The sequence below is a fragment of the Aestuariivirga sp. genome (genome assembly GCF_046093005.1).
GTDB lineage: Bacteria > Pseudomonadota > Alphaproteobacteria > Rhizobiales > Aestuariivirgaceae > Aestuariivirga.
In genome coordinates, this window is sequence record NZ_JBJTER010000106.1 from 1 (window position 1) to 12,875 (window position 12,875).

Sequence of the window (12,875 nt, forward strand, 5' to 3'; positions counted from 1 at the left end):
GAATCATATCGGTCTTTGAAGCCGTCATGCCGGCGAAGGCCGGCATCCAGCTTCCTGGTGTCAAAGCTGGACCCCGGCCTTCGCCGGGGTGACGCCGAGCTTAAGATGATGGTTCAGGCTAAACTCAAAACGCTCTAGCCCCGCATTCCGGGGATGAACAATAACGGCCTCCCGCCAGAGCCCCGAGGCATCGTCACTGATTGCAATCCGGCTGCGGGCCGTCTCCGCCGGCGTCCTGACGGCGAAAGCCGTCATGTCGGGAGTTTCACCCTGCCTTGCACGGCGAACCACTGTCCGGCGTCAGTTTGCTGGCCGGCAGGCGGCTGGCGGAATGCATGCGCTGATGGCGGTCCTGACCGGCGTCTGACACGGGCAGACTGTCGAAATTGCTCTTTTGATAATCATAAAAGAAAATTCCTTTCTGCGTAACAGCCGTAAAAATGATCTCTTTGCCCGGTTCCGCCCGGTAAGGGTGCCAACTGGCGTGGCAAAGGATTTGGCGGTGAGCGGCCGATGCGGTTGCCCGCCGTCCCGGCCCCCGGGCGGCGTCATGTTGCGGTTGTGCCGGAGCATTCTCGGGCGCTCATCACGCCTCGGCTTCGTGGCGGCAGGATTGGCTGGGGCGGGAGGGATCGAACCTCCGAATGGCGGAATCAAAATCCGCTGCCTTACCGCTTGGCGACGCCCCAGCAGCGCGGCTTTCCTATAGCCAGCCGATCAATGCTTGCCTAGCCTGAAAACCGCGGCTATAAGCCCGCCGGATCATTGGCGGAGTGTAGCGCAGTCTGGTAGCGCACCTGCTTCGGGAGCAGGGGGTCGGAGGTTCGAATCCTCTCACTCCGACCAATCCGGGTGGGTCCGTCCCTGCCCGCGTCATAGCGCCGTTACGGATTCACAAACGCCCCGCAATTCGGCACGTTCTCGTTGTTCCAGGGCATCACCGGCACGGTGGAGGTTGAATTCTGCGGCGAGCCTTCGATCAGCCGGTCGGAATAGGCGAGATAGACCAGCACGTTGCGCTGGGCGTCGCAGCCGCGCACGATCTGCATCTTCTTCCAGAACAGCGAGCGGCGCTCGCGGTAGATTTCCTCGCCCTGGTCGAATTTGGTCTTGAACTGAATGGGCCCCACCTGGCGGCAGGCAATCGAGACATCCGAGCGCTCCTCGGCGAAGCCCGCCCAGCCCTTCCAGCCGCCCACGCGCGGCACCGTGAAATAGCAGGCCACCCCCGAAACGCCGGGGTCGTCGATCACGAAGGTGGCGAGCGTGGCATCGGGCGACAGCATGCGCCACACGGTGGTCTTCTCGAAAATCAGCTGCGGATCATCGGATTGCGCCGCGGCGGGCTGGGCCAGGCCCAGCGCCAGGAACAGCGCGGCGAAAGCGGCAAGGAAATAATTCATGGTCATCCTCCACTCCAACATCGGATCACAAGATAGGAAGGAAATCCGGTTTTTCAAGGGGCCCGCCGCAAGGCCGCGAAACCTTCGGTCAGGTCGGACTTGAGGTCATCCGGGCTCTCAAGCCCGATGTGAAAACGTATACAGTGGCCCTGGGCCGTCCATTGCGTGGCGCTGCGGTGCGGCTTGAAGGGCACGGCCAGGCTTTCGAAGCCGCCCCAGCTGTAGCCCATGCCGAACAGGCTGAGACGGTCGAGAAATGCCGCGGTGGCGGTTTCCGCGCAAGGCTTGAGGACGATCGAGAACAGGCCGGAGGCGCCGCGGAAATCGCGCTTCCACAGCTCATGGCCCGGCGCATTGGAGAGTGCGGGGTAGAGTACCGTCTCCACTTCCGGCCGGCCGCGCAGCCATTCGGCCACGCTGACGGCATTCTTCATGTGGCGCTCCAGCCTCACGTCCAGCGTGTGGATGCCGCGCAGCGTCAAGTACATATCGTCAGGCCCGGCGAACTGGCCCATTTGCTCATAGGCCTCGCGGAACCGCTCCCAGGTGTCGCGGTTGCAGGTGACCGCGCCCATCATGGCGTCGGAATGGCCCACCAGATATTTGGTCGCGGCCTGGACGGAGACATCGGCGCCGTGTTCGAAAGCCTTGAAATAATGCCCCGCTCCCCAGGTGTTGTCGACCATCATGATGGCGCCCGCCTGGTGCGCGGCCGCGGCGATGGCCGGCAGGTCCTGCACCTCCATGGTCTGGGAGCCGGGGGATTCGGCATAGACGACTCTGGTGTTGGGCCGGATCGGCTGGGCGATGCCCCGGCCGATGAGCGGATCGTAATAGGTGGTCTCGACGCCGAGGCTCTTCAGCAGCCCGTCGCAGAATTGCCGCGCCGGGTGATAGACCGTATCCACCATCAGGAGATGCTCGCCCGCCTTGAGGAAGGCGAGCAGGGCCGTCGAAATGGCGGCGAGCCCGGAGGGCGTCATCTTGGCGTCATGGCCGCCTTCCAGCATGGAGATTGCCTGTTCCACCGCCCGCGAGGTGGGCGTGCCGCGGCGGCCGTAGACATAGGGCTGCGCGCGGTCCATCAGCGCCTTGACCGTGGGGAACACCACGGTCGAGCCGTGATAGACGGCGGGATTGACGAAGCCGTGTTCGGCATAGTCCCGTCCGGCGGTGACGAGCCTGGTTTCGGGCGCCAGGGCGGAGAGATCGGGTTTGTTCTTGGACATGGTTCTCGGCCGGTGTTAGCCTGAAGGGCTAGCACGCGCGGGCCGCCGGGGAAACCCCGCGCCGGGGAGGACGTGACATGCCGCCACTGCGTCTTTTGCTGCTCAAGGTTCTGAGGATCGGCGCCTTCGGCGTGGCCGTGGCGGCGGCGTGACGGCGATGAACCCCGGCTTCCTGATCATGGTCGCCTTGCTGCTGGTGGCCGGCTTGTGGCTCGGCCGGTCGATCGGCCGGGAAATGGCCCGGCACGGGCCTTGAATCGCCGCGCCCGGCTGGGCTAGCAAGGCGGCAATCTTTGAGGGTGAACAGAATGACCGACTCCGCCAAACGCGTGGCCGAGAAGAAGGACTGGATCAAGGGCGCCACCGGCGATTGGGAAATCGTCATCGGCATGGAGGTGCACGCCCAGGTGCTGGCCAAGTCCAAGCTGTTCTCCGGCGCCTCGGCGGAATTCGGCGGCGCGCCCAACGACCATGTCTCGCTGGTCGATGCCGCCATGCCGGGCATGCTGCCGGTGATCAACGCCTTCTGCGTCGAGCAGGCGGTGCGCACCGGGCTTGGCCTCAAGGCGCAGATCAACCGCCGCTCGGTGTTCGACCGCAAGAACTATTTCTACCCGGACCTGCCGCAGGGCTATCAGATCTCGCAGTACAAGCAGCCGGTGGTGGGCGAGGGCCAGGTTCACGTCGACGTTGACGGCCGCGCCGTCGAGGTCGGCATCGAGCGCCTGCACCTCGAGCAGGATGCCGGCAAGTCGCTGCATGACCAGCACCCCAACATGAGCTTCGTCGACCTGAACCGCTCCGGCTGCGCGCTGATGGAGATCGTGTCCAAGCCCGACATGCGCTCGGCCGAGGAGGCCAAGGCCTATGTCACCAAGCTCCGCCAGATCATGCGCTATCTCGGCACCTGTGACGGCAATATGGAGCAGGGGTCGCTGCGCGCCGACATCAACGTCTCGGTGAGAAGGCCCGGGGACAGCTTCGGCACCCGCTGCGAAATCAAGAACGTGAATTCGATCCGCTTCATGGGCCAGGCCATCGAATATGAGGCCCGCCGCCAGATCGGCATTCTGGAGGACGGCGGCACCATCGACCAGGAGACCCGCCTGTTCGACGCCCGCAAGGGCGAGACGCGCTCCATGCGCTCCAAGGAAGAAGCGCATGACTACCGCTATTTCCCGGATCCGGACCTGCTGCCGCTGGAACTGGAACAGGAGTGGATCGACGGTATCAAGTCCGCACTGCCGGAACTGCCTGACGAGAAGATCGCGCGGTTCATGAAGGACTATGGGCTCAGCGCCTATGACGCGCAGGTGCTTTCCGCCGAGCGCGCCGCGGCCGATTTCTTCGAGCAGGTGGCGCGCGGCCGCGATGGCAAGATGGCCGCCAACTGGGTGATCAACGAGCTGTTTGGCCGCCTCAACAAGGAAGGAAAGAGCGTCGAGACCACGCCGGTTTCGGCCGCCCAGCTGGGCGAGATCGTCGAGCTGATCGCCGGCGGGACGATCTCCGGCAAGATCGCCAAGGACCTGTTCGAGATCGTCTGGACGGAGGGCGGCTCGCCCGCGGCCATCGTCGAGGCCAGGGGCCTCCGCCAGGTCACCGACACCGGCGCCATCGAAAAGGCGGTTGTGGAGATCATCGCCGCCAATCCGGACAAGGTGGAACAGGTCAAGGTCAAGCCCACCATGCTGGGCTGGTTTGTGGGCCAGGTCATGAAATCAACCGGCGGCAAGGCCAATCCGCAAGCGGTGAGCGAGCTTTTGAAAGCCAGGCTCGGGATATAAATCCTCTTTATATCAATAGGATGGCTGATATTTCTGCGTGGCGGGCCGCCGTTCTTGCAGGGCAGGTGAGCAGGTTGCGCGGCCCCGCTTCGTTTCAGTTGTCGGGGTGGCCCTTTCTCCGCTATAGTCCGTACCCGGAGTTAAAAAAACAAGGGGCTGGGAGGGTTTAGACCATGGCGAAGACAGCCAAGAAGGCTGCGAAGAAGCCTGTTGTGAAAAAGCAGGGCAAGGCGGCCGCCAAGCCGAAGCCAGCGGCAAAGAAGTCCAGCGCGGGGGCCGCGCCGTCCGGCAACAAGGAGCGGTTCACCCTCTACGGCATGCTCGGCTCCGGCCCGACCTATACCGTGGGCCTCATGCTGGCGCTTTCCCGCCACCCGTTCTCCTATATTCATGTGAACCTCCGCGAAGGCCAGCACAAGCAGCCGGACTATCTGGTCAAGAACCGCTACGGCCAGGTTCCATCGCTGCGTGATGGCCAGGCCTATTACGTGCAGTCCTCCGCCATCCTGCAGCATCTTGCGGAAGTGTTGGGTAAGTTCGACGGCAAGACCGAACTTGAGAAGAACCGCATCCGGGAATGGCTGTTCTGGCAGTGGGACCGGCTGTCGCTTCCCGTGTTCCGCCTGCGCGCCCGGGCGCGGGGGCTCCGCCAGTTCGGCGACGAGGTGCGCATCATGTATGACACCGAGGCCAAGGCGGCGCTGGCGGTGCTTGAGCATGAGCTGGCGAAATCAGAGTGGGTCGCCGCCAAGCGTCCGACCATCGCCGACATCGGAATCTACGGCGTGCTGCGCTACGCCGCCGAGGCCAATGTCGATCTCACCCCCTATCCGCATATCGTGGCGTGGAAGAAACGCTTTGAGGCGCTTCCCGGTTTTGGTACGCCGGAGCAGATTCTGCCGATGGAGAGCAGACTGCTCTAGCATCAACCGGGGAACAGGTGCCGCGAACGGCTGACCGACAGACCGAGACTCCGCCCGGGACGCAGGCCCGCCAACGCCGGCGGCCTTCCGGCGGGCTGGAGTGCTTCTTGGGCCTTTTCGCGGGTCTCGCGGGGCTGGCTGCCTCGAGGCTCGGCCAGCTGTGGATCGCCTTCGACGTTTTCTCGCAATTCACGCTGCAATTCGCGGTGATCACGCTCGCCTTCCTGCTGGGGGGCGTGATGCCGCGGGCCAAGCTCTTGACCGCCGCTGTGCTGCTGGTGCTGGGCATCGCCGGTATCGGCATGTGGCCGCATCTGGCCAGCCGCGGTCCGTGGCCCGCCACGGCCGCCGCCGCTGGTGAACGGGCGTTGCGCGTGGCCAGCTTCAACACGCTGTGGGTCAACGATGATGCCGATGCGGTCAAGGCGGAAATCCTGCGGCTTGACGCCGACATCATCGTGCTCATCGAGATGGGCCCCGCCAAGCGCCGCATCCTCTCGGAAATCCGGGATCGTTATCCGCACCAGGCGGATTGCTACGATCTCGACTACTGTAACTTCGCCGTTCTTTCCCGGTTGCCGATCATGGCGAGCGAAGCCAGGGGCCGCTGGCAGGGACCGCCCTTCATCCGGGTGATGCTGGGGCCGGAAGCGGGTGGGCTTACGGTGTTCGGTGTTCACACCACCAGATTTCCGCATGCCGCCGCGCAGTTCCGGCAGGTGACGGAAATCGCCCGGCTGATCGAGGCGACCGCCGGCCGCAAGCTGGTGATGGGCGATTTCAACGCGACACCATTTTCGCGGATCATGGCGGTGCTGCGGGACCGGGGCGGTCTCTCGCGCCTCACCTTCCTGCCGAGCTGGCCGGCGCAATTGGGCCTGCCGCAGATTGCCATTGATCACATCCTGGTATCCCCGGGCCTGAGGCTGCTTGCCCCGGCGCGGATCGGCGAGGCGGCGGGCTCGGACCATTATCCGGTCATCGCGGTGATCGCGGTTCCGCTCGCGCCCTGAACAATGCCGCGTTTGTCTCGGATCAGGCGCGGGCATCCGTCCTTCTTGCGGGGAAGGAGTATGTTAACTTTCTCCGCTTCCCCGTTTACGGCGGAATGACTTTTCACCGGCCCGATGAGTCCCCCTGCCCCTTGTGGGGAGGGGGAAACAAGTGGGTACATCAAGACTCATTCCGCGCTAGGCCGTGCGGCGCACCAGTTCCACCATATAGGCGGTGGACCAGCCGAAACTGAGGAAGCCATTGGCCGCGGTGATGCCGGAAAGCAGCCGCCAGCTGGGATCGAGCGTAATGTCACCGAAGCCCAGCGTGGTAAAGGCGACGGTGGTGAAATAGAGCGCCGGCTCCAGCCCCGCGATCGCCCCCGCGAACAGGAAGGCCAGCGCCCAGACCCAGATCTGGATGGTGATCACGAACAGAACGAACAGCACGCCGACGACGAGGGCCGCCGTATTGGCGAACCGCCGGAGCCGCCGCCGCAGGAAGACGATGATGCTTTCCAGCCTCCTGCTGAAGACGCCGAACAGTTCCGCCTGGATCGCCACATTGATCACGATGAGCAGCGATCCAAGCGCCAGATGGGCGATCATGCGTCTTCCACCTCAACGAGGATGATGCGCCCGGCGGCGTCGAAGGTCACCGTTTCGGTGCCAGCCCGGCTGACGACACGGCCGCTGGACTTCGCCGTGGCCTCAAGCCGCCAGCGCGAACGCGCGGCAAGAGGCCCCACTGGCGAAATCTCGCCGTCTTCGGCGCGCTGGTCCGGATGCTCGGCAAAATAGGCGTCGAAGGCGGCGATGATGTTGTCGCGGCCGGCAATTCTGCCCGATACGCCGGGCGACACATAGACCGCGTCCGCCGCGAACATCGGTTTCACGGTCTCGGCATTGTAGCGGTTCAGCGCCGCATGATAGCGCCGCACCAGCGCCACGGGGTCGATGGTCACGCGCCGAACTCGCCCATGATCCGCGCCCAGCTGCGAATGCCGCGCCGGAAGCTTTCGACATTGTATTTCTCGTTGGGGCTGTGAATCGCATCGTCGGCCAGGGCAAAGCCGACGAGGATCGAGTCCATGCCGAGGATGTCCTTGAAGAAGCGGCAAATAGGGATCGACCCGCCCGAGCCCATCAGCACAGCGTCGCGGCGGAACTCGTCTTTCAGCGCCCTGGCGGACCTGGCGATGAACGGATTGTCTTCCGGAATTTCAGTGGCCGGGCTGCCGCCGCCACGGCCGGAGAACGCCACCTTGCAATCCTTCGGAATGAGGCCTTTCACGAACCGCTGGAAGGCCTTCAGAACCTTGTCCGGGTCCTGCCGGCCAACCAGCCGGAAGGTGAACTTGGCATGGGCCTTGGACGGCAGCACCGTCTTGGTGCCGGTGCCCGTATATCCACCCCAGATGCCGTTCACCTCGGCGGTGGGCCGCGCCCAGATCTGTTCGAGGACACTCTTGCCCTTCTCGCCCGCCGGCAGCCCGAGGCCGACGTCCTTCAGGAACTTCGCTTCCGAGAAATCGAGCGACCGCCACTGCGTCCTGACCGCCTTCGGCAGGTCCGCCACGCCGTCGTAGAAGCCGGGGATCGTGACCTTCCCGTTCCGGTCATGCAGGGCGGCGATCACCTTGCTCAGCACACGGATCGGGTTCATGGCCGGGCCCCCATAGGCGCCGGAATGCAGGTCGATGCGCGGGCCAGTGATCGTCACCTCCTCGTGAACGAGGCCGCGCAGCCTGGTCGTGATGGCCGGGGTCCTCGCGTCCCACATGCCGGTGTCGCAGACGAAGGCGGCATCGCAGGACAGTTCCTTGCGGTTCGCTTTGAGAAACGGCACCAGGGATGGCGAGCCGGATTCCTCCTCGCCCTCGATCAGGAAGGTGGCCTTGATGGGAAGCGATCCGGTGGCGGTGATCCAGGCGCGCGCCGCCTCGATGAAGGTCATGAACTGGCCTTTGTCATCGGACGTGCCGCGCCCATAGATCCGGGCGACACCTTTTTCGGTTTTCACCACCGGCTCGAAAGGCGGCGTCTGCCACAGTTCCAGCGGATCGGCGGGCTGGACGTCATAATGGCCGTAGAACAGGAAATGCGGCATGCCTGCCGTGGCGTTCCGAGGCGTGTAATGCGCCACGACCATGGGCCGGCCCTTGGTCTTGCGGGCCTCGGCCTTGAAGCCCAGCGCGGCGAGATCGGCGACGATCGCCGCGGCTGTCCGGTCGCAATCGCCGGCATGGGCAGGGTCGGTCGAGATCGATGGGATGCGCACCAGCCGGAACAGGCGTTCGAGGCTGTTGTCGAAATCCCTGGCGGCGGTGGCGAGAACGGCGTCCAGTTGGGTCATGTCAGTCACTCTCTGGCAAATTCTGCGATGATGCGGGCCCAGGCGCGGGTGCCGTGCCGCAGGCTGTCGAGGTCGTATTTCTCGTTGGGTGAATGTTCGGCGTCGTCATCCTGGGCAAAGCCGACGAGCAGGCTGTCGATGCCCAGATGCTTCCGGAAGGATTCGACGACGGGGAGCGAATAGCCAGCCCCGGTGATGACAGGGGCGCGGCCGAATTCATCTTCCAGCGCCCGCCTGGCGGCGCTGACCCACGGGGTATCCTCGGCCACCGTGATGCCGGTCGAATCGCCACCCTGGTCTGCAAAGCTCACCTTGCAATCGGCGGGCAGGCGGGCGCGCACGAACTGGCGGAAGGCGCGCCTGATCTTTTTCGGGTCCTGGCCTTCGACCAGCCGGAAGGTGAGCTTGGCGGTGGCCTCGGCCGGAATCACCGTCTTGGCGCCGGGGCCGCGATAGCCCCCGAAAATGCCGTTCACCTCGGCGGTGGGCCTTGCCCACAATTGCTCCAGCACCGAATAGCCCTCCTCGCCCGCCGGAACCGACAGGCCCACATCGGCGAGGAACTTGCGGTCCGGAAACCTGAGCTTGCGCCAGGCGCGGCGCAAGCCCGGCGGAACCGGCTTCACGCCGTCATAGAAGCCGGGAATTGCGATCCTCCCGCGTCCGTCATGCAGCGCCGCAAGAACGCGGCTCAGCACCTTGATGGGGTTCTGCGCGGCCCCGCCGTAATCGCCCGAATGGAGGTCGATGCGCGGGCCGCTCACCGTCACCTCCTCGCCGATGCAGCCGCGCAGCCTGGTGTTGATGGCGGGCGTCACCCTGTCCCACATGCCGGTGTCGCAGATGAAGGCTACATCGGCGGCGAATTCCCGGGCGTTGCGCTTGAGAAAACGGTCGAGATGCGAGGCATCGCCCTCCTCATCGCCCTCGATCAGCACGGTGAGCCGGAAGGGCAGCGAACCATGGACCTTGAGCCAGGCGCGGCTGGCTTCGAGAAAGGTCATCAATTGGCCCTTGTCGTCGGATGCCCCGCGGGCGAATATGGCCTTGTTGCCGCCCTTGCCCTTCCGAATCTGCGGCTCGAACGGGGCGGAGGACCATAATTCGAGCGGATCGGCGGGCTGAACGTCGTAATGGCCATAGAACAGCACATGCGGGGCTTTTTCCGCTGCCTTGGGAACATGGCGGCCCACCACCAGCGGCTGCCCCGTGGTCTCGCGCAGGCCCGCCTCAAAGCCCAGCCCCGCGAGCTCTGCCACGAGCCAGGACGCGGCGCGGCGGCAATCTCCGTGATGCGCGGGGTCGGTGCCGATGCTGGGAAAGCGCAGAAGGTCCCGCACCCGGGCCAGGCTCTCCGGAAACTGCCGTTCGATTTCGGCGAGGACCGCCGCGGGAGTTGTCACTTCGCCACCACACATGGGAAACTTCGGAATCGCCGGGAGCATGTCATGGCGCAAGCCCAGCCGGCAAGGGCCGCGGCATGAGCGCCAGCGCCACCTCCTTCCAGCTGGCGCGGGACAGCCTCCAGGCGCATGAGCCATCGGCAGGCCTCACGCGCATCCGCCGCAAGGGCTATCAGCGCTTCCTCGCCTTCATGGGCGACATCGACCTGGCCTTCCTGTGGAAGCGCCGGTGGTTCTTCATCACGCTGGTGGTGGGCTTCGCGCTGATGGCGGCGCCAACGCCGGCGGGCCTCACCCATGAGGGCCAGATCGTACTGGTTATGTCGCTGATGGCCACCATGCTGTTCATCACCGAGGCCATTCCGCTCCCAGCCGTGCCGCTGCTCATCATCGTGGGCCAGGTGGTGCTGTTGCGGGTCGACCCCACCAGGGTGGCGCAGAGCCTGATGACCGATTCGGTTCTGTTCATCATGGGCTCGCTGATGCTGGCCGTGGCCATCGTGCGCCAGCGGCTGGACAAGCGCATCGCCTGGTGGATCGTGCGCATGACCGGCACCAATGTCTACGCCATCAGCTTCGGCATCACCGTGGTGTGCGGCACCATAGCGGCCTTCATCGGCGAGCACACGGTGGCGGCGATGATGCTGCCGGTGGGCGTCACGCTGATCACGCTGACCTCCAACGACCCCCGCAAGGTGCATAATCTGGCGGCGGTGCTGCTGTTCTCGATTTCCTACGGCTGTTCGATCGCCGGCGTGGCAACACCCTCGGGGGGTGCCCGCAACGCCATCATCATCAGCTACTGGAAGGACTTCTTCTACAATCCGGCGGACCCCGAGACCCGCCGCTTCCTCATGGATTACGTGACCTGGATCATCTACGCCTTCCCGATGTTCCTGATCCGCCTGCCGGTTGTCACGCTCCTGCTGGTGCTGACGTTCCGGCCGGAGGTGTCTGACCTGTCGCGCGCGGTGGCGCGGCTGCGCACCCAGGTTTCGCTGCAAGGCCCGATGCGGGCCAATGAATGGCTCACCATCCTGATCTTCGGGCTCACCATCTTCGGCTGGGTCACGCTGTCGGGCACGCTGGGTCTTGGAACCGTGGCGTTGTCGGGGGCCGCGGCCTTTCTCGTGCTGGGCCTGGTTCGCTGGGAGGACATCAACTCCGGCGTCAACTGGGGCGTGGTGCTGCTCTATGCCGCCGCCATATCGCTGGGCGTCGAGATGAAGGAGACGGGGGCCGCGCAATGGGTCGCCGAAAGCGTGTTCATGGGCATGCGCGAGATCGGCGCCACCGGCACGTTCGGTTTCAACACGGTGATCTCGCTTCTCACCATCGGGGTGTCCAACACCATGACGGCGGGTGCAGCGGTGGCGGTGCTGGCGCCCATTGTGCTGAAGACGGCGGTGGAAGCCGGGCAGGACCCGATCAGCGCTGGCTTCATCACCGCCATTTCCTCGGCCTTCGGCTATCTGACGCCCGCCGCCCAGCCGGCCTTCGCCATCATCTATGCCTCGGGCTTTCTCAAGGGCACCGATTTCTTCCGCATCGGCATTCGCATGATGGCGTTGTCCTTCGTGGTGCTGCTGGCGATCTCGGTGCTGTACTGGCCGTTCCTCCATCCTTAAACATGATGCGATGATTTTCAGGCGCTCCATTCTCTCGGACCGGCAGGAGGCCGCCGTCCAGAAGACGCTGCAAAACCTGCGCGCCCAAAGGCGCAGCCGGTTCCGCATTCTCGCCTGCATCGACGGCACCGAGGAATCGCTGGTCACCGTGCGCTTCGCCGCGCGATTCTCGGTGCAGGACAGCTGCGACCTGATCGTGCTGTTCGTAAGGCCCATCGATTCCGGCCTGCAGACCGGCGGGCTCCAGGTGCGGCTGGCGCGCGAGAACATGCTGGAGGCCGGCATCGATCTGCCCGGCGTCCGGCATTTGAAGCGCGCCGTCGAGATCCTGAAGGAGGAAGGCATCGATGTGTCCGGCTGGCCCAAGGAAGCCCAGCGCAGCGAGGCCTGGGGCGATCCGGCGGGCGACAACAAGCTTGAATTCCGCAGCCCCGAGGGCCGCGTGGTGGTGCTGAAGCTCAAGACCGCGCCCGATGCCGCCAACGGCATTCTCGACCAGTATGAACTGGGCCCCTACAATCTGATCATCATGGGCCAGCCGTCGCGCTGGCGCGGCGAATTGCTGGCCTTCTTCGATTCGGGCGTGGTGCAGACGGTGACGACCATGGCCCCCTGCTCCGTGCTGGTGGCGCGCAACAGCCTGGACCGGCGCGGCTTCTTCATCTGCACCGACGGGTCATCGCGCTCGATGCAGGCGGTGCGGCGCTCCGCCGTTCTGGCCAGCGTCACCGGCGAGCCGATCACCCTGTTCTCGGCCGCTGACAGCGAGGCCGGACGGCCCGCCGCGGAAGAGGCGGTGGCCAATGCCAGGGCCCTGCTCAAGGCCATGAAGATCGAGGTCCACGACACCCGGGTGGCGGTGGGCCGCGCCGCGGAGGAGATCGTCGAACATGGCGCGCTCTACCGGGTGATCGTGGTCACCGACGAGGGCCGCTCGCGCTGGCAGAGGATGGTTCGCGGCTCAACCGCCACGGCGGTGGTGCGCAAGGCGCGCACGAGCGTTCTCGACGTCCGCTGAGACGCCGGGAATTCCGGTTCCTCTCCGCCATGGGCTGACGCCAACGGGCGGAAGGACGACCCCGGCAAACTCGCTTGTCCGGAACACGGATGGCTCTTCCTGCCGCCGAAAAGGGCATGGCCCGGTCAAGCCGGGC

Annotated in this window: 12 protein-coding genes and 2 tRNA genes; 6 read left to right on the forward strand and 8 right to left on the reverse strand. The window is 65.0% G+C overall.

The genetic code is table 11. The annotated features are described in order from the left end of the window. Positions 1-60 precede the first annotated feature (60 nt). Together ACKOED_RS09370 and ACKOED_RS09375 are read right to left on the reverse strand one after the other, a co-directional pair. Positions 61-255, reverse strand: a complete 195-nt coding sequence (locus ACKOED_RS09370; protein WP_408916332.1) for a hypothetical protein — start codon at positions 253-255, stop codon at positions 61-63. A gap of 359 nt (positions 256-614) precedes the next feature. Continuing rightward, a tRNA-Gln gene (locus tag ACKOED_RS09375) sits at positions 615-689 on the reverse strand. Positions 690-769: 80 nt separating this feature from the next. Between ACKOED_RS09375 and ACKOED_RS09380 the strand changes: the two genes are divergently transcribed. Next, positions 770-846 (forward strand) — tRNA-Pro (locus ACKOED_RS09380). Between the two features lie 38 nt (positions 847-884). Here the strand turns inward: ACKOED_RS09380 and ACKOED_RS09385 are convergent. Beyond that, complete coding sequence (locus ACKOED_RS09385) at positions 885-1,403, reverse strand: CreA family protein (protein WP_408916362.1); 519 nt, start codon at positions 1,401-1,403, stop codon at positions 885-887. Positions 1,404-1,456: 53 nt separating this feature from the next. After that, complete coding sequence (gene metC, locus ACKOED_RS09390) at positions 1,457-2,632, reverse strand: cystathionine beta-lyase (protein ID WP_408916333.1); 1,176 nt, start codon at positions 2,630-2,632, stop codon at positions 1,457-1,459. 308 nt (positions 2,633-2,940) lie between these two features. On the opposite strand from metC, the gene gatB reads away from it, so the two are divergent. The 3 genes from gatB to ACKOED_RS09405 all read left to right on the forward strand — a co-directional run bounded on the left by gatB (position 2,941) and on the right by ACKOED_RS09405 (position 6,355). Beyond that, a complete protein-coding gene (gene gatB / locus ACKOED_RS09395; RefSeq protein ID WP_408916334.1) occupies positions 2,941-4,419 on the forward strand; it encodes an Asp-tRNA(Asn)/Glu-tRNA(Gln) amidotransferase subunit GatB in 1,479 nt (492 codons plus the stop codon). 173 nt (positions 4,420-4,592) lie between these two features. Continuing rightward, positions 4,593-5,342: a glutathione S-transferase family protein gene (locus tag ACKOED_RS09400; protein ID WP_408916335.1), complete on the forward strand. Its 750-nt coding sequence runs from the start codon at positions 4,593-4,595 to the stop codon at positions 5,340-5,342. A gap of 107 nt (positions 5,343-5,449) precedes the next feature. Next, positions 5,450-6,355 carry an endonuclease/exonuclease/phosphatase family protein gene (locus ACKOED_RS09405; RefSeq protein WP_408916336.1) on the forward strand — a complete coding sequence of 302 codons (906 nt, stop codon included), beginning with the start codon at positions 5,450-5,452 and terminating at the stop codon, positions 6,353-6,355. A gap of 177 nt (positions 6,356-6,532) precedes the next feature. On the opposite strand, the gene ACKOED_RS09410 is transcribed toward ACKOED_RS09405, so the two are convergent. The 4 genes from ACKOED_RS09410 to ACKOED_RS09425 are packed head-to-tail and all read right to left on the reverse strand — an operon-like array spanning position 6,533 to position 10,093. Beyond that, positions 6,533-6,943 carry an ion channel gene (locus ACKOED_RS09410; RefSeq protein WP_408916337.1) on the reverse strand — a complete coding sequence of 137 codons (411 nt, stop codon included), beginning with the start codon at positions 6,941-6,943 and terminating at the stop codon, positions 6,533-6,535. After that, positions 6,940-7,299 (reverse strand): nuclear transport factor 2 family protein, encoded by a 360-nt coding sequence (locus ACKOED_RS09415; RefSeq protein ID WP_408916338.1) that lies wholly within the window; start codon positions 7,297-7,299, stop codon positions 6,940-6,942. The genes ACKOED_RS09410 and ACKOED_RS09415 overlap by 4 nt, the downstream gene beginning before the upstream one ends. Beyond that, positions 7,296-8,690: a M20/M25/M40 family metallo-hydrolase gene (locus tag ACKOED_RS09420; RefSeq protein ID WP_408916339.1), complete on the reverse strand. Its 1,395-nt coding sequence runs from the start codon at positions 8,688-8,690 to the stop codon at positions 7,296-7,298. Before ACKOED_RS09420 ends, ACKOED_RS09415 begins: the two co-directional genes overlap by 4 nt. A gap of 5 nt (positions 8,691-8,695) precedes the next feature. Then, a complete protein-coding gene (locus tag ACKOED_RS09425; RefSeq protein ID WP_408916340.1) occupies positions 8,696-10,093 on the reverse strand; it encodes a M20/M25/M40 family metallo-hydrolase in 1,398 nt (465 codons plus the stop codon). Positions 10,094-10,170: 77 nt separating this feature from the next. Here ACKOED_RS09425 and ACKOED_RS09430 point away from each other — a divergent pair, with 77 nt between their 5' ends. Then, positions 10,171-11,721: an SLC13 family permease gene (locus ACKOED_RS09430; protein ID WP_408916341.1), complete on the forward strand. Its 1,551-nt coding sequence runs from the start codon at positions 10,171-10,173 to the stop codon at positions 11,719-11,721. A 10-nt stretch (positions 11,722-11,731) separates the two neighbouring features. Further along, complete coding sequence (locus ACKOED_RS09435) at positions 11,732-12,739, forward strand: universal stress protein (protein WP_408916342.1); 1,008 nt, start codon at positions 11,732-11,734, stop codon at positions 12,737-12,739. Positions 12,740-12,875: the final 136 nt, after the last annotated feature.